Source organism: Gordonia soli NBRC 108243 (assembly GCF_000334455.1).
Taxonomy (GTDB): Bacteria; Actinomycetota; Actinomycetes; order Mycobacteriales; family Mycobacteriaceae; genus Gordonia; species Gordonia soli.
Genome location: NZ_BANX01000028.1, coordinates 121,709 through 137,740, shown reverse-complemented (window position 1 = coordinate 137,740; position 16,032 = coordinate 121,709). Strand labels below are relative to the sequence as shown.

Sequence of the window (16,032 nt, the reverse complement as noted above, 5' to 3'; positions counted from 1 at the left end):
GGGGAGTCGACGTCAGTCGGGGGCGGACGGTCCGATGGCGGTGAGCACGTCGTCGGCGAGGGCGAGACTCGAGGTCAGGCCGGGTGATTCGATGCCGAAGAGGTTGACGAGTCCAGAGACGCCGTGATCGGCGGGGCCTTGGATAAGGAAGTCGGCAGCGGGTTCGCCGGGGCCGGAGAGTTTGGGCCGGAGGCCGGCGTAGGCGGGGGTGAGACGATCCGGGGTGATCGTGGGCCAGTAGCGCCGGATGGAGTCCGAGAATCGTTCGGCGCGAGCGGGATCGACTGCGAGATCGACGTCGTGCGGGTCGGTGCCGTCGGGGAGCCACTCGACGTCGGGGCCGAATCGGGCCGCGCCGGCGAGGTCGAGTGTGAGGTGGACGCCCAGACCGCCGTCCTCCGGGACGGGGTAGATCAGATGCGTGAACGGTGTCGTCCCGGTGGCGAGTGCGAAGTAGTTGCCCTTGGCGAGTCGGCGTGGCGGGATCGCGCGGTCCGGGAAGCCGCGGATCGACCGGGCGACCGACCACGCGTCGAGTCCGGCGCAGTTCACCAGGTGTGCGCATGACACGTCGCCGATCCCGGTGACCTCCACCTCCAACCGTCGGTCCGAGCCGCTGCCTGCCGGTCGGATGCTTGCCACCTCGCTGCGCAGTGAGGTGATCGCGCCACGGTCTTCGGCGTCACGGCGGAGACGGCGCATCAGGCCGTGACCATCGACGATCCCGGTCGACGGGGAGAGCAACGCGCCGACGGCGGTCGGTAGATCGGGTTCGAGGTCGTGCAGTTCCGCCTGGCCGATGCGACGCAGATCGGTGACGCCGTTGGCGTGGCCCTGCGCGAGGATGCGGTCGAGCGCAGAGAGCTGATCGGCAGAGGTGGCGACGATGAGCTTGCCACAGCGTCGGTGGTCGACCCCGTTGTCGATGCAGTACTCGTACAGGCGATCGCGCCCGTCCCGGCAGGCGCGTGCCTTCCGACTCTCGGTGGGGTAGTAGATGCCGGCGTGGATCACCTCGGAGTTGCGCGAGCTGGTCTGCGTCCCTATCGCGTCTTCGCGCTCCAGGGTCAGGACCGACTCGCCACGCAAGGCCAGCGCCCGCGCCACCGCGAGTCCGACCACCCCGGCGCCGACGACCACGGCATCGACGTGCTCCATCGGACGTCTCCTCTCGGGGCGCGTGCGCGTCGGATACGACAGCAGTTTCGAATACGACAGTAGGCGGCGGGTCGGTTCACGGGTCGGTAGACCGCGCGAGCATGAGGTCGGGATGGTGGCGGTTGCTGACGCGTGGTCACCCCCCGGGGGTCTCCTCGCCGGTTGTGTCGGCGGGTCGATATCTCGTTGTTGATCGTGCGCTGGGAATCGTTGATCGTGCGTTACTGCGGCCGCGGGTCGGCGAGGCTTCTGGCGGCGAGTGCGCAGTCGACGTTTTGCCGCGCACGGTCGACGTTTTGGAGCGCACGGTCGACGGGATATGAGTGTGGCCGGTCAGTCGTGATTCGGTGGCTGGGCGCGTGTGAGTGCGTGGTCGGGGTGGTGGCGGTTGTTTACGCGTGGTCACCCCCCCGGGGGTCTCCTCGCCGGTTTGTGTCGGCGGGTCGATATCTCGTTGTTGATCGTGCGCTCTGATTCGTCGATCGTGCGTTTCTGCGGCCGCGGGTCGGCGAGGCTTCTGGCGGCGAGTGCGCAGTCGACGTTTGCCGCGCACGGTCGACGTTTTGGAGCGCACGGTCGACGGGGTATGAGTGTGGCAGGTCAGTCGTGATTCGGTGGTTGGGCGCGTGTGAGTGCCCGGTCGGGGTGGTGGATGTTGTTGATGCGTGGTGTCGGTGGGCCGTTGATGGGTTGGGTGGTTGCTGGTGGTGTCCAGGTGACTCGTCTGGTGGTGCGGTCGAGTCGGGTGGTCCATTGGTCTCGGCGTGGGCCGGCGGCGCGGTTGTGTTTGGGGCAGGCCACGCCGAGTTCGTTGATGTCGGTGCGTCCGCCTTCGGCCCAGTCGGTGAGGTGGTGGGCTTCGGAGTGCATGGCGGGTTGGTCGCAGTCGGGTGCGGTGCAGCCACGGTCTCTGGCGAACAGGGCCATGCGTTGGGCTCGGGATGCGGTTCTGCGGGCTCGTCCGAAGTAGAGGATTTCTTCGGTGTGATCGGCGAACACCGCCAGGTGCGGGTCCGCTTTGGCGGCGAGTTCGACGACGTCATGCCACGGCAGGTCGGCGCCGGTGGCGGTGACGCCGAGACCGGCTGATTCGCGGAGTTGGGTTTCGGTGATGGAGATGATCAACTGCGGCGGTAGCCCACGGTGACTCCCACCCAGCGCTCCACCATCGAGGACTGATTTCAGTAGGGCGTTCAGGGCGTCGTGGTTGCGCTGGGCTTGGGAGCGTGAGTCTCGTTGGGCTGCATCCTTGATCACCTCGGTGTCGGGGTCGGTGTCGTCGATGCTGCCTGATGGGGAGTGTGGGTCGTCGGGGTTGTTCATCCCGGGTGCTGCCCACTTCGCCAACACCACATCCAACATCGCTTGGGTGATCGGGTCGAGGGTGGCGGTCAGTTTCGACATCAGCTGCGCATCCTGGCGCGACAGGGTCATCGACCGTTGACGGGCACGATCACGGTCGTCGGTGAGCTCACCATCCGGATCCAAGTGCGCGAGGAGTCGAGTACCGACCTGACGGAGCGCGCTGGGCGACAGTGTCCGTGCGTGTTCGGCCAGAGCGACTTCGGCGGCCACCTGGTCGTCGATTTCCACACTGGCTGGGATGCGGTTGGTGATGTCGAGGATCACGCTCACGTGTTCGGGTGCGATCGCACCCTCGGCCAACGCATCCGCGGTCGCGGACAACTCCGGCGTCAGCTTCTGGCCCGTGACGGTGTAGGTCTCCGACAGTGCCGCAGCGTGATCGAGGCGTCGTTTCACATCCGGCACACCCAGATGGTTGGCCACAAACATTCGCATCGTCGCCGCACCGGTCAGCCGCCACGCATCACGATCCGCCACGTCCATCAACCGGCGAAGGCCGAGCGAGGCGATCCGCCGCCCTGCGACCTCGTTGGCTTTCGCCAGCGCAACGACCTCCGCATCGGTGCACCGGTCGGCGGAGAGTTGAGCGATCCGGTCCAGCACCGCGTCGAGCTCGCCGTAGGCGGCCACCAACTCATCGACCGAATCCGAGTGTGCCGCAGCAGGTGGGGCATCCAACACGAGCGAGCTGGGTGTGGGTGGTGGCTTGTCGAAAGCCATGATCATCATCTCCTCATAGCCTCCGTTATCTACAGAACACTATCCGAGCCCACCGACAATTCCTTCCGTCATCGACCGATGGCTGCAGCCCACCGCACAACTGACACCTGAGCGAACCACACTGTGCACCAACCACACCGCGCCCCGCTCACGTGTCAGAAATCCGAGCCCCACCGCGCCGAGATGCGGATCGTAAGGACGTGCAGCGCTCCCGCGCACGGTCGACGGGCCGAGCGCACGGTCGACGAAGACCGTCAAACGTCGATGCTTCAACGATGAAGGCCGCCGGCCCGCGACCTCGTCGGCCCATGACCTCGTTGGCTTTCGCCAGCGCGACCAACTCGGCATCGGTACACCGGTCGGCAGACAGTTCAGCGATCCGCTCCGCGCCGCATCGAGTTCGCCGTGGGCGATCACCAACTCGTCGACCGAATCCGCTTGCCTGACAACATCACCAGGTGCAGACGGCCCGTTGATCGTGCCCTCGACATCGCCGACCGTGCGCTCCACGCCGTCGACCGTGCGTCTGCGGGTGGGGCCCGCTCCGTGTCGCCCGACACGCGCGGCGTACGACGCGCCGGGCTCCGGACCGTGTGCGTTGACGTCTGTCGGTACCCGGTCCTACGATCAGAGAATCGAAAACATGTTCGAACATCGAGGGCGAGCGGAGCCCACCGATGTCGGGTGTGGATCGATGGCGCAGCACCTTCCCGGCGCGCTGATTGCGGAGAAAGCGCTGGTCAGGAGGAAGTCTGTGAGTGCATCCGAGAGCACCGTCCGAGAGTCCGAGCTCGCTCGTCTGCGACGTCAGGTCGCAGTGTTGTCGGGCCGTCCCGACCAGCGGTCGGTGTCCTCGGCCGATCCGACCGAGGACGTCCTACCGGTACCCGAGGCGCTGGCCGATGTGCTGCCACATGGTGGCATCACGCGTGGCGGGGTGGTGTCGGTATCCGGGGCGAGATCGGTGCTGTTGTCGATCATCGCCTCGGTGAGCGGTTCGGGCGGTCAGGTCGGGGTGGTGGGGTTGCCGCACCTCAACCTGCTCGCCGCGATCGAGATGGGTGCCGAGGTGGGGCGGATCGCCACCGTCCCGAACCCGGGGGTCGACCCGGTGGAGGTCGCCACGGTGCTGCTCGACGGCATGGACCTGGTGGTGCTGGGTCTGCGCGGGGTGTCCGTGCCTCCGGCACGGAGTCGGGTGGTGATGGGACGTGTCCGCAAACAGTCCGCGGCGCTGATGGTGACCGGCGGACGCTGGCCCGCGCCGCACACCCGCCTCGACGCCGAGGTGCTGGCCTACCGACACCATCCCGTCGCCGCCGGATCGACCGACCTGACGGCTGCGCCGAGCGGCTTCGGTCGGATCGGCGGTCTCCACCTGCGGGTCACCGCCACAGGGCGGGGGCGACAGGTCGATTCGACCGAGATCGACCTGGTGTCAACGGGTCCCGCAGCCATGCGACGGGTCGAGCTGGTGCGGGCGACGGGATGCCGGCCGGCAGACGCCGCCGATACCCGGACCGTTCTCGCGGTGGCGAACTGATGGCCGGCACCCGAATGGCTCCCGCGCCGATGTCCCGACCGGCGCAGGCGATGTCGACGGCAACGCCTGCGCCCACCCCTTCGGCGACGACATCGGCACCCGGCGCTCGGGATCGCGTTCTCGCCCTGTGGTGCCCGGACTGGCCGGCCATGGCCGCTGCCGCCGTCGCGGATCTCTCGCCGCAGCAACCCATCGCGGTGCTCGCGGCCAATCGGGTGATCGCCTGCTCGGCGTCGGCGAGGGCCGCGGGCATCCGACGTGGGATGCGCAAACGTCAGGCGCAGGCGGCGTGCCCGGAGATGGTGGTGGTGACCGAGGATTCGCATCGTGACGGCCGGTGTTTCGAGCCGGTCGTCGGGGCGGTCGCAGAACTGATCCCGGTGACCGAGGTGTTGCGTCCCGGGCTCGTCGTGGTCCCTGTCTCCGGGGCCGCGCGCTTCTTCGGCGGCGAGGACCCGGTGGCCGAGAAGCTGATCGACGCCGTGTCGACCTGCGGGGTCGAGTCGCAGGTCGGAGTAGCCGACGAATTGTTCACCGCGGTGCTGGCGGCCCGACGGGGACAGATCGTCCCGCCCGGTGGTGATGCCGCCTATCTGGCCGGGCTCCCGGTCGCCGAGCTCGCGATCGAGCCGAGCGTGAGCGACCCGTCACGGATCGAACTCGTCGATCTGCTGCGGCGATTGGGGATCACCACCATCGGGGCGTTCGCCGCTGTCCCGGTGGCCGACGTGGCGACCCGGTTCTCCGCCGATGCCGTCGTCGCGCACCGCCTGGCGAATGCACAGCCCGGCCGCAACCCGGCGGGACGCCGCATCCCCGATGATCTCGAGATCGAGCACATGTGCGATCCGCCGGTCGACCGGATCGACGCGGCGGCCTTCCTCGGTCGACGCCTCGCCGACGAGCTGCATCGCCGGTTGTCCGATGCTGCGGTGGCCTGCACCCGTCTCGCGGTCCACGCCATCACCGAACGCGGACAGCGGAATTCGCGAACCTGGCGATGTGCTCAGCCGTTGACCCCCGAGGCGACCGCGGATCGGATCCGATGGCAGCTCGAGGGATGGCTGACCGGCGGACGGGGTGCCGGTCCGGGGCCGGATTCGCCGGTGGTGACACTTCGGCTGGAGCCGGTCGAGGTGGTGGAGGCGGGGACACTTCAGTATTCGCTGTCGGGCAACGGTTTACCGGAAGACCCAGAATGTGGTGAACGTGCCCGGCGGTCGTTGGTCCGTGTGCAAGGTCTACTGGGAGGAGATGCAGTGCAGGTGCCGGTGCGCAGCGGTGGGCGAGGGCTCGCCGAGCAGATCACGATGGTGGCACTGGGGGATGAACTGGTCCCCGAGCGGAATCCAGACGCGCCCTGGCCGGGGCGGCTGCCGGATCCCACTCCGGCCGTGGTGCTCGACACGCCGGTGTCGGTGATGGACCTGACCGGTGAGCCGGTGACCGTCACCGGTCGCGGCGCGTTCTCGACCGAGCCGACCACGGTGCGCTCGGAGCGACGTAGCTGGGAGGTCCGCTGGTGGGCCGGTCCGTGGCCGTCCGGTACCGACAGGCAGGGCATCACCGCGAGAGCTCAAGTGTTACTCGATGATTCGCGCGCGCTGCTGCTCTGTCACCGGTCCGGACGGTGGGTGGTGGAGGGTGTCTATGACTGAGTCAGCTGTTGCGGCCACGCGCCAGAGTCGGCCAACTGACACCGCGCTCCGGGCAGTCGACCACGATCTCGTCCACCAGATTCACGGCGGTGCAGACGTGGTTGGGGATCACGCGTACCGTCTCGCCGAGGTCGGGGGCACCGACGGCGACATCGGTGTCGGACACGTCGACGACGGCGTGGTGTTCGGACAACGACGTGATGCGCGCGTCGGGAAAGTCCAGCAAGCGTCCGAACCCGCTGGCCCACCCCGGCCGATCGGCGCCCAGGATCTTGCTGCCGGCATCCACGACGATCCGATCGCCGGTGCGATGGATGACGGTGGACGCCGCGAACAGTGCCACCTCGCCGAATGTCGCGGTACCGAGCTCCACCTGCTGGGCGTCGTTGAACGGATAGACACCCGGGCGTACCTCGGTGAGCACCGAGGTGTCGGCGAACTCCAGCGTGGGAGTGGAACCACCGCTGCGGACAACCGGATCGATCTCGTTGCACCGCAACGAGTCGGCGGCCCGCTCCAGCGCCGAGGACTCCTCTGTCGCAGCGACGTGCCGGGCTCCCGACAGTCCGTAGCCGTGGCCGGGGAAGGTGAACACCCCGACCACGTTCAGGCCGTGTTCCACCGCGGCGGCGGCGACCTTGCCCGCCTCGTCGGGGGCCACACCCGTCCGGTGCTGTCCGCAGTCCACCTCGACCACCACCTCGACCTCGGTGTCGATCATCTCCGCGGCCATCCGCGCCGCACCCTCGACCGAGTCGATCGTCAACCGGAGCGCCGCAGATCCCGCCAGCGCGCGCAGCCGCTCGGCACGATGTCGGGTCACCCACAACGGATATGCGATGAAGAGATCGGTACACCCCACGGATGCAAAGGCCTCCGCCTCGCCGATGGTCGCGACGGTCAACCCGATCGCACCGGATTCCAGTTGCCGATGGGCGATCTCGGCACATTTGTGTGTCTTCGCGTGTGGTCGCAGTGCGACGCCGGATGCACGGGCCCGCGTCGCCACCTTCCGGAGGTTCGCATCCAGCCGACCGGAATCGACCACCAGGTACGGCGTGTCGATCACCGTGGTGTGCCGCTTCCGTTGTCGTCACGATTGCCGTCGGTGGTGGTCCCCAGCGACGCGGCCGACTCGCCGATCATCAGGTATTCCTGATGCAGGATTCGGGTCGTCAGCCGCGGCGCCACATGGTGTCCCAGCTCGGCCAGGTTGCCCAGGGCCGAGTTGACCCGGCGAGGGCGATGCTGGATTCCGTGCAACACCCGACTGGCGGCCTTGTCGACACCCCATACGCCGGCCGCGTTGTCGTAGGCCTCGGTCGGGGCGATCATGCGTGTCTTGGTCAGCGGCAGCCGCACGTTGGTGAAGGTCACGTGATCGGAGAGGGTCTCGGCGCCGGTCGCGTCACCGAATGCCTCCAACGCCGCCTTGGAAGCTGCGTAGGCGCCGAAGCGGGCTCCCTTGGACTGCACCGCGATCGAGGTCACGTTGACGATGTGGCCCGACTGTCGCTCGACCATGTGCGGCAGTATCGCCAGCGTCAGGTTCACCGCGCCGAAGTAGTTGACCGCCATCGTGCGCTGGTAGTCGTGCGCGCGGTCGACCGAGTTGAGCGTGGCCCGCCGAATCGATCGCCCCGCGTTGTTGACCAGCACGTCGACGTGTCCGTGGTCGGCCAGCACCGACTTCACCATCGCGAGCACGGACTCCTCATCGGTGATGTCGCACTGGTACGCCGTCGCCCGGCCGGGCGGGATGTGGTCACGAGAGGGTGTAGCGTTCAACTCGGCCACGGCCGCATCCAGGTCATCGGCCTTGCGCGCCACGATGATCACGTTGGCACCACGGGCGACGCACATGCGTGCAGTTGCCTTACCGATTCCCGCGGAACCGCCGGTGATCAGGATGTTCCGACCGACCAGCGGGCCTCGCGGATCGCGCCGGCGATGTCGTGACGAATCCAGGTTCTCTGACCAGTAGGTCCACAGGCGTGGTCCGTAGTCGCGGAGGTCGGGCAGTTCGACGCCGCGCGATCGCAGGAGTGGGACGGTCGTGTCCGCGCGGAACCTGGTCGGCAACGAGAGGGTGTCGAGGATCGTCGGCGGGATTCCCTGCTGGGCCGCGGTGAGATCCCGGATCACCTTGAACGGACCGGTGCCCGCTGCCGAGAGGACCGGCTCGACGAGACGGTTCGGGATCACCGAACGGCCTCGCGGACCGGCGAATCCGGGAGCGATGGCGTTGTACATGTCGGTGATGCGGTTCGAGCGCGGATCGGTGAGGTGGAAGACCCGACGATCGGTGTCCGGCTCGGCATCGAGAAGTGCGACCATCGCGTCGGCGACGTAATCGACCGGCACGATGTTGGTCCAGCCGAGATCCGGGAAAGGGAGCGGGATCGCCGACGGCAGTCGACCGAGTGCGGCGAGATGACCGAAGAAGTAGTACGGGCCGTCGACCTTGTCCATCTCGCCGGTGTGCGAATCGCCGACGACCACACCCGGCCGATAGACCCGCCACCGCAGGCCGTCGGCCTCGCGGACGACCTTCTCGGCCTCGTACTTGGTCCGGTGATAGGGCGTGGGGAACCCCTGGCCGGCGTCGAAGTCGTTCTCGGTGAAGTCGCCGCGGTGATCTCCGGCCACTGCGATGGACGAGACATGATGCAGCAGTGCATCGTTGGCGAGGGCGAACTCGACCACCCGCCGGGTGCCGTCGACGTTGGCGGCCTGCTGTGCCTCCGCTGACGCGTCCATGTCGTAGATGGCGGCGAGGTGCAGGACATGGTCGATGTCCGCGGATTCGGCGTCGGCGGGGATGCCGAGACCGGGTGATGTCAGGTCGCCGACCACGGGAATGACCCGATCGTCGAGCCCGTGGGCGTGGAGTCGTGCGGCGAGGCGGGCGAGCGACTGCTCGCGCACGAGGACCCGGATCGTCGCGTCGGGGTCCGCCTCGAGGAGGCGGTCGAGAACCCGGCGACCGATGAACCCGCTCGCACCGGTGAGGAAGTAGTTCGTCATGTGCAGTCCGATCGTGGGGCGCCGGAGCTGCCGGCAGCCGATCAGCGGGCTTCTTACTGGGCGGTAAGAAGCGTTGTCGGGTACAGCCTGACACTTCCATTGGCGAATGGCAACATCATGTCGTCCATGCGTATGACCTGGGATCGGCGACGTCGGCGGATGTGCCGGGTACGACACGCGCCGGTCGTCGGTGACCACAATCTGCTGTTCTCCCGGGCGTGGTGTGCGATATCCACGTGGCTTCTTGCTGGGCGGCAGTTTTTGGCCGGCCGGCCGGCCGGCCAACCGGCACCCGCGCGCAACAGCCCGGCAGATCCGACCGCTCACCGGCGCGTCGCGGCATCGATGAGCGCGACGAGTTCGCGCCGTTCGAGCGCGACGTCGGAGCCGAGGCGCAGTCGGTGCAGGCTCGCATCGAGTGCCGCTCGAATGGTCGCGGCAACGATCGGTGCGTCCAGGACGCGGAAATCGCCGGCATCGATACCGTTCTCGAGGATCTCCATGACGTCGGTGATCTCGGTTCGGTGCTCCACCCGGGGCGCCCGGTCGGCGCCGGGTTCGGCGAAGATCGCCGACAATGCCGTCATCTCTTCTGCGTGCTCGGCATAGAAGTCGACACTCCCGGACACGAAGGCGATCAGTGCGTCCCGCGGGGTCGGCGCACCGGAGACGGAGCCGCCGAGTTCGCTTGCCGCGCGGTCGTAGACGTGGGCGACGACCGCATCGAGCAGGGCGGCCCGGTCCCGGAAGTGGTAGCTCACCACGCCGCGACTCACCCCGGCCTGTCGGGCGATGCGCGAGATAGTCGCGCGCGGCGCGCCGACGTCGGCGATCACGGCGATCGCGACGGTGACGAGTTCGTCGCGGCGCCGACGATGGATCGGGGTGTCGGTGTCGAGCGCCCGGGGCGACGGCATCGGGTCACCGGTTCCACAGGTCGCACGAATGCTCGGCGAAGAGGTCGGCGTACTCCGTCGTCTCGGTACCGAATCGCAGGCCGGTGCGGTCGGTGGTCGACATCTGGCGGACGTCCGGCCCGCCGGTGATGCGGGCGGTTCCGTCGTGTGCGAAGGAGGTCCAGAAGTCGATCATCTGATCGCCGATCTGGCGTTGTCGCGGCGTCCGCAACAGGTCGTTGCCGCCCAGATCGAAGTAGTACGGGGTGTCGGTCGCGTGCGCCGCCCCCTGCGGGATGGTGGTGACCTGGTTGATGTTCGGCGCACTCTCGTCGGCGAACTCGTACAGCCAGGTCGGGGCACGCGCTGCGGAGAGTCTGGCTCCGGAAACTGTTGGGCACGCCCACGCGGCATCCGTGATCACGGTGGACCAGGCGATCGCCGGGCTCGGGAAGTGCACCAGCGGATAGCGATCGAGTACGGCCGGTGCGCGATCTCCGAAGGCGTCCGCGACCAGGGTGGGGTAGGTGCGATCGGTGATCGCGGTCGGATCGATCGCCAGGTACCCGCCGATGAACGAGCGGTGCTCGTCGCGGTTGCCGCCCGCGATCATCGGGACCGGCGCCTGGCCACCCTTACGGAATACGGCGGCGGGATCGTCGGGGAGCAGATCGGTGCCGTAGGCGAGGACGTTCGAGAACTGTGCATCCACCGACATCAACCGCTCCTCGGGTAGGCGACGGAGGCACGAGATGGCCTCTGCACCAGAACATCCGAGGCCCTCGGCGACCGAGGCGCCCAGCCGCTCGCTCTGTTCGCGTGCGGTGTACGGGGTCTGCGCATCGACACCGGGGTAGAGCCCACCCTTCGGCCAGTCGAGCAGGCACGATCCCGAGGCGATGACGGCCTTGTCCACCAGGCCGTCGGAGGCGGGTGTGGTCAGTGCCGCACACGCCGACATCCCGCCGGCTGACTCGCCGACGACGGTCACGTTCTCCGGGTCGGCGCCGAACGCGGTGGCGTTGTCGCGAACCCAGCGCAGGCTCTGCAGTTGGTCGGCAAGGCCGAAGTCGCCACCGCCGGGGAGACCCGGCAGGCCGAGGTAGCCGAACACGCCCAGGCGATAGTTGACCGTCACGACCACCACATCGCCACGCTCAGCGAGCCGTCGGGCGTCGTAGGAGGCGCCGGAACCCGACGTGTAGCCGCCGCCGTGCCACCACACCATCACCGGCAGGGGGCCGGGACGCCGTGGATGGAGGGGCGTGGTCACGTTCACGCTCAGGCAGTCCTCCGATGGCTGCGGCTGACCTCCCGGCAGGGGAGTGGTCTGCGGACACGGACTACCTGCCCGGGAGGCATCGACGATTCCCGGAGCGCGTCCGGCTGCCACCGGGAGCGTCCACCTGCGGTCGCCGACGGGCGGTTCGGCGTATCGGACACCGCGATACTCGCGCGTGGTCGCTGTGTCGACGCCGCGAAGTTGTCCGCTGGAGGTCGATGTCTCGAGCGGCGCGGGCTGTGGTGCGGAGTCGGATGCCGCGCAGCCCGTCACCACGCTGAGCGCGAGAGCGAGGGCGACGGACAGGATCGGGATCGTTCGGCGCACGATCATGCACCCACCGTAGACGTAATTTCCCATTAGTGGGAAGAATACTGGTCATGCTGGTCGACGATCTACTCATCCGCGACGGGGATCAGCGCCCGCGGCCGGCGAGGATCGCTTCGGCGGTGAGTGCCACCACCCGATCGTGATCGCCGGTCAGGTCGCCGAGTGCGGCGCGGGCCGCGTCGGCGGGGATCTCGGCCAGTGCCTGCGTCAGCCTGAGCCGCACGGCCGGATCATCGGTGTGGTGCAGGCGCTCGACCAGGGCGCCGACGATGCGTTGACCGGCCCGCTCGTCGCCGGCGCCAACGCGCTCCGAGAGGTGGGACCCGGTCGGGTCGATCACGAAGCCGCCCAGCAACTCGGCGGCTTCGACGTCGTTGTGACCATCGGCGACCATCGTCACCAGGGCTCCGATCACCGCCGGAACTGCTCGTGCGCCCAGCGCGAGCACCACGCGGCGGCGGATGTCCTCGTCCACGTCGTCGAGGGATCGGCGGAGCACCTCGGTGGTCGCCGGCCCCGGTATCTCGGCCAGTGCCGACACCGCGCGTCTCCGGACGGCGACGTCGTCCGACGCCATCCCGGCCGCGAGGCTCGGCACCACATCTGCGCCGACCCGGTTGAGCGCCCACCGCAACGCGCCTGCGACGTTGGTGTCGGTCTCTCCGAGTACGGCCTCGGCGAGGAGGTCAGGGGTGCGAGGTGTTCCATCGACCGAGGGGAGCACCGCTCGCTGCCGCAGGGCCGCGTACTCGGAGCCGAGACCGCGCAGGAGGCGGATCAGGCCGAGCACGTCCTCCCATCCTTCCGGACCCACCCGACGCACCCGCTCCAGGCGAGCGAGGAGTTCGGCGTCACGGTCCATCCGACGTCGGGTCTCGTCGACGAGTCGAGCGACCAGGACGTCCGGGGTGAACTCCGGATCCGCCAGTGCCCGACCGATCTCATCGAGTGACAACCCCAACGACCGCAGGCTCTCGATGTCGAGGATGCGGCGCACATCGGCCTGGCTGTAGACGCGATAGCCGCCCGACGTCCGGCCGTCCGGCGTCACGAGACCGAGCGACTCGTAATGCCGGAGCATGCGTGCGCTGACACCGGATCGTCGGGCGACCTCGCCGATCAACATCGGGCGGCTACTCCTGGGTGAGGGTGATGCGCAGGGCGTCGTCGATGGCCCCGGCGAGGTCGATGTCGGGGTCGTGGAGCAATTCCACGGTCGCCATCGCGTGCGCTCGGACCTGCGGGTCGGCGGCACGTCGCGGCACGGTGAGTACCGGCGTCACGGCCTCGTCTCCCAGCGTGACCAGTGCCCGACTCAGGCTGCGGCGCAGGTCTTTGTCGCCACGCCCGAGCTCACCCACCAGTTCTGCGGCCAGCGCCGGCTCGTCTCCGTCCGGGACGAGGACGGCGGCCGCACGCCACGCGCTGCGTGCGATCTCGTCGTCGCGGTCGTGCAGCAGGGCCGCTGTGATCGACGGCCAGACACTGCGATCGCCGATCTTGGAGAGGGTGTGCAGCGCTTGACTGCATGCCTGGGTTCGAGAACTGTCGAGTTCGGCGACCACCAACGGGACCGCGACCTCGACGGGATGTCGGGTGAGCGCCCACGTCAGCATGTCCCGGACGAAGAAGTCGGGTTCGACGGCGCACCGCGCGACCAGCGGCTCGACGAATCGCACATCCGGGTCCGTGCCCATCGCGAGTGCGGCCTGCAGTCGGATGGACGAGTCGGGACCGGACAGAGCGTCGAGCATCCGACCACGTCGTGCAGTCGCCTGGTCCCTGTCGGTTGCCGTCATGACGATCACCTCCTGCGACCCACAGAACACCTTGCCACTGTGTCAAGGTCAAGGCCGGGCCCGAGAACCATCGGGGGTCGCGGCCGAAAACCGGTTTCGGACGCGGCTGTGCCGGGGGAGGATGCTCGGGTGAGCAGCACCGAGACCTGGCAGACCCGGACCGAGACCGCGGAGGATGTGATGTCCATCCGCTCGGTGGTCGCCGCAGCCTTCCCGACCGTCTCCGAAGCGGACCTCGTCGACGCGCTCCGACGTGACGACGACGCATGGATACCCGATCTCTCGATCGTCGCCACCGCCCCAGGCGGTCAGGTGGTCGGGCATGCGCTGCTCACCCGATGCTCGGTCGGCGGTACCCCGGCCCTCGCGCTGGCGCCGTGTTCGGTGGCACCGGAATTCCAAGGACGAGGCGTCGGCAGTACGGCGACCCGGGCGGCGCTGGCCGCGGCGCGATCGCGGGGCGAGAACGCCGTCGTGGTCTTGGGTCACCCTGAGTACTACCCGCGGTTCGGTTTCACCCCGGCATCGCGGTCGCACATCAGCGCGCCGTTCGAGGTGCCCGACGAGGCGTTCATGGCACTCTTCCTCGATCCCGCCGCGCCCGCCCCGACCGGGGTCGTCGCCTACGCGGCAGCGTTCGGGATCTGACACACCGACCGTCGGGACCGCCGGGGCCGGTGAGTCCATCGGCCGGTCGTTTGCCCGCAGACGAGTTCTTGTCGCGATCTGTACGAGATCCATACGGGACGAGCCGTTGCCGTGTCGCCGATCCCGCGAGTAGATCTGGACGAGTGCATCGACGATGCATCGGGGGATCGCGAGTTCCCCTGCAGCTGAGCAGGAATGGCGGAGATGACCAGAACCTACGGATGGTCGGCAGGCGTCACCCCGATCGACGGTGTGCCGATCCGCGCCGTCGACGGTCGGGCGCGCAGCATCGACGAGCTCACGTCGCAGGTGACCCGTAAGGTGCCGCCCGCGCGGGTGCGGGTGATGCGTCGACCGGGTAACGACGCGCTCCGGCAGCTGGCGGAATCCACGCCGCTGCGCCGGATCCGGGATGTCGTCGAACGCGGACCGATCGTCACCGAGGTGCAGTGCGCACCGCTCGACCGGCTGGTCGACATCGCCGAGATCGGCCCGATCGAGGAGGCATTCCGGCGAGTTCTCGGTTCCGGTCGGTTCACGGCGGGCCCCGACGTCGAGCGAATCGAACACGCCCTCGGGATGTTCCTCGGCGTCGATCACGTGGTGGGGAGCGCGAGCGGTACCGACGCGCTCGTCGGGGCGCTGCTGGCCGTCGGTGTACGGCCGGGAGACGAGGTGATCATCCCGCCGAACAGCTTCCCGGGCACCGAGAACGCCGTGCACATCACCGGTGCGACACCGGTCCTCGCCGACACCCGCGACGATCATCTGATCGATCCCGAGTCGGTGCGTGCAGTGCTGACCTCTCGGACCAGGTGCGTGCTCCCGGTTCACCTGTACGGGCGATTTGCCGATGTCCGGGCGTTGTCGGACATCTGTGCGCCGCATGGGATCCCGATCGTCGAAGACGCGGCACAGGGCATCGGGTTGGACGATGTCGGCCGGTGGTCGGATGCCGCGGCGCTCAGCTTCAATCCGTACAAGAACCTCGGCGCGTGCGGCAAGGCCGGTGCGGTGGTGACCAATCGGGCCGACCTCGCCGAGGAGGTCCGACGGTATCTCTACCACGGCTTCACGCCGGTGGGCTCCGAGTATCGCAAGTACCTCAAGTCCGCGCCGTTCGGTCTCAACGCCCGGATCGACAATCTGCAGGCTGCTGGGCTCGGCGCGCGGGTGGGCTTCTTGTCGCGCAACAACCTTCGTCGCAGTGTGCTGGCCGCGCGGTATCTCGACAGCCTGGATTCGCTGGCGCAGCGTGGCTTGCTCCGCCTACCGGCGGGTGGGCCGGACACCGTGTGGCACCTGTTCACCGTGGAGGAGACGATCGGCCGTCGCGACGAGCTCCTCGGGGCGCTCGCCCGTCGAGGAGTTCAGGCGGACGTCTACTACCCGGTACTGACACATCGTCAGGGCGGTGGCGCGTCGGTCGTGCACGATCGTGTCGATCTACGATCCGTCGAAGGGCGATCTGCGCACCTGTTCCAGCTGCCCCTCTACCCGACGATGACCCTCAGCGAACAGGATCGCGTGGTCGACGCGCTGTACGCGGCCTTCGCGAGCTGACGGCGTCGGTCGGTCCCCGGTGGTTGACTGTGTCAGGGGCGGC

Annotated in this window: 12 protein-coding genes; 4 read left to right on the top strand and 8 right to left on the bottom strand. The window is 68.4% G+C overall.

Going from position 1 to position 16,032, the window contains the following annotated elements; all coding sequences use genetic code 11:
• Positions 1-12: 12 nt before the first annotated feature.
• Positions 13-1,158, bottom strand: a complete 1,146-nt coding sequence (locus GS4_RS18445; protein ID WP_007623348.1) for an NAD(P)/FAD-dependent oxidoreductase — start codon at positions 1,156-1,158, stop codon at positions 13-15.
• A gap of 600 nt (positions 1,159-1,758) precedes the next feature.
• Complete coding sequence (locus GS4_RS18440) at positions 1,759-3,243, bottom strand: HNH endonuclease signature motif containing protein (protein WP_245555760.1); 1,485 nt, start codon at positions 3,241-3,243, stop codon at positions 1,759-1,761.
• A 754-nt stretch (positions 3,244-3,997) separates the two neighbouring features.
• Between GS4_RS18440 and imuA' the strand changes: the two genes are divergently transcribed.
• Together imuA' and GS4_RS18425 are read left to right on the top strand one after the other, a co-directional pair.
• Positions 3,998-4,786 (top strand): DnaE2-dependent mutagenesis accessory factor ImuA', encoded by a 789-nt coding sequence (gene imuA', locus GS4_RS18430; RefSeq protein WP_007623344.1) that lies wholly within the window; start codon positions 3,998-4,000, stop codon positions 4,784-4,786.
• Positions 4,787-4,935: 149 nt separating this feature from the next.
• Positions 4,936-6,444, top strand: coding sequence for a DNA polymerase Y family protein (locus GS4_RS18425; protein WP_007623342.1), 1,509 nt, complete (start codon positions 4,936-4,938; stop codon positions 6,442-6,444).
• A 1-nt stretch (position 6,445) separates the two neighbouring features.
• Here GS4_RS18425 and GS4_RS18420 read toward each other — a convergent pair whose 3' ends face one another.
• The 6 genes from GS4_RS18420 to GS4_RS18395 form a co-directional block, all read right to left on the bottom strand.
• Complete coding sequence (locus GS4_RS18420; protein WP_007623340.1) at positions 6,446-7,513, bottom strand: alanine racemase; 1,068 nt, start codon at positions 7,511-7,513, stop codon at positions 6,446-6,448.
• Positions 7,510-9,471, bottom strand: a complete 1,962-nt coding sequence (locus GS4_RS18415) for an SDR family oxidoreductase (RefSeq protein ID WP_007623338.1) — start codon at positions 9,469-9,471, stop codon at positions 7,510-7,512. Before GS4_RS18415 ends, GS4_RS18420 begins: the two co-directional genes overlap by 4 nt.
• A 323-nt stretch (positions 9,472-9,794) precedes the next feature.
• On the bottom strand, positions 9,795-10,388 hold the full coding sequence (locus GS4_RS18410; RefSeq protein ID WP_007623336.1) for a TetR/AcrR family transcriptional regulator: 594 nt from the start codon (positions 10,386-10,388) through the stop codon (positions 9,795-9,797).
• A 4-nt stretch (positions 10,389-10,392) separates the two neighbouring features.
• Positions 10,393-11,982, bottom strand: a complete 1,590-nt coding sequence (locus GS4_RS18405; protein WP_245555759.1) for a carboxylesterase/lipase family protein — start codon at positions 11,980-11,982, stop codon at positions 10,393-10,395.
• An 82-nt stretch (positions 11,983-12,064) separates the two neighbouring features.
• Entirely contained in the window at positions 12,065-13,105 is a 1,041-nt protein-coding gene (locus tag GS4_RS18400) for a MerR family transcriptional regulator (protein WP_007623332.1), read from the bottom strand.
• A 7-nt stretch (positions 13,106-13,112) separates the two neighbouring features.
• The gene (locus GS4_RS18395) at positions 13,113-13,778 is read right to left on the bottom strand and encodes a HEAT repeat domain-containing protein (protein ID WP_007623331.1); all 666 of its coding nucleotides are present in this window, start codon (positions 13,776-13,778) and stop codon (positions 13,113-13,115) included.
• Positions 13,779-13,907: 129 nt separating this feature from the next.
• Between GS4_RS18395 and GS4_RS18390 the strand changes: the two genes are divergently transcribed.
• Together GS4_RS18390 and GS4_RS18385 are read left to right on the top strand one after the other, a co-directional pair.
• The gene (locus GS4_RS18390) at positions 13,908-14,426 is read left to right on the top strand and encodes a GNAT family N-acetyltransferase (protein WP_007623329.1); all 519 of its coding nucleotides are present in this window, start codon (positions 13,908-13,910) and stop codon (positions 14,424-14,426) included.
• A gap of 204 nt (positions 14,427-14,630) precedes the next feature.
• The gene (locus GS4_RS18385) at positions 14,631-15,989 is read left to right on the top strand and encodes a DegT/DnrJ/EryC1/StrS family aminotransferase (RefSeq protein ID WP_007623322.1); all 1,359 of its coding nucleotides are present in this window, start codon (positions 14,631-14,633) and stop codon (positions 15,987-15,989) included.
• The last annotated feature ends 43 nt before the right edge of the window (positions 15,990-16,032 follow it).

Bases quoted from the DNA above. Each gene is read 5' to 3' on its own strand.
- GS4_RS18425 (WP_007623342.1), top strand. From the start codon at position 4,936: ATGGCCGCTGCCGCCGTCGCGGATCTCTCGCCGCAGCAACCCATCGCG.
- GS4_RS18400 (WP_007623332.1), bottom strand. From the start codon at position 13,105: ATGTTGATCGGCGAGGTCGCCCGACGATCCGGTGTCAGCGCACGCATG.
- GS4_RS18440 (WP_245555760.1), bottom strand. From the start codon at position 3,243: ATGGCTTTCGACAAGCCACCACCCACACCCAGCTCGCTCGTGTTGGAT.
- GS4_RS18405 (WP_245555759.1), bottom strand. From the start codon at position 11,982: ATGATCGTGCGCCGAACGATCCCGATCCTGTCCGTCGCCCTCGCTCTC.
- GS4_RS18415 (WP_007623338.1), bottom strand. From the start codon at position 9,471: ATGACGAACTACTTCCTCACCGGTGCGAGCGGGTTCATCGGTCGCCGG.
- GS4_RS18385 (WP_007623322.1), top strand. From the start codon at position 14,631: ATGACCAGAACCTACGGATGGTCGGCAGGCGTCACCCCGATCGACGGT.
- GS4_RS18410 (WP_007623336.1), bottom strand. From the start codon at position 10,388: ATGCCGTCGCCCCGGGCGCTCGACACCGACACCCCGATCCATCGTCGG.
- GS4_RS18395 (WP_007623331.1), bottom strand. From the start codon at position 13,778: ATGACGGCAACCGACAGGGACCAGGCGACTGCACGACGTGGTCGGATG.
- GS4_RS18445 (WP_007623348.1), bottom strand. From the start codon at position 1,158: ATGGAGCACGTCGATGCCGTGGTCGTCGGCGCCGGGGTGGTCGGACTC.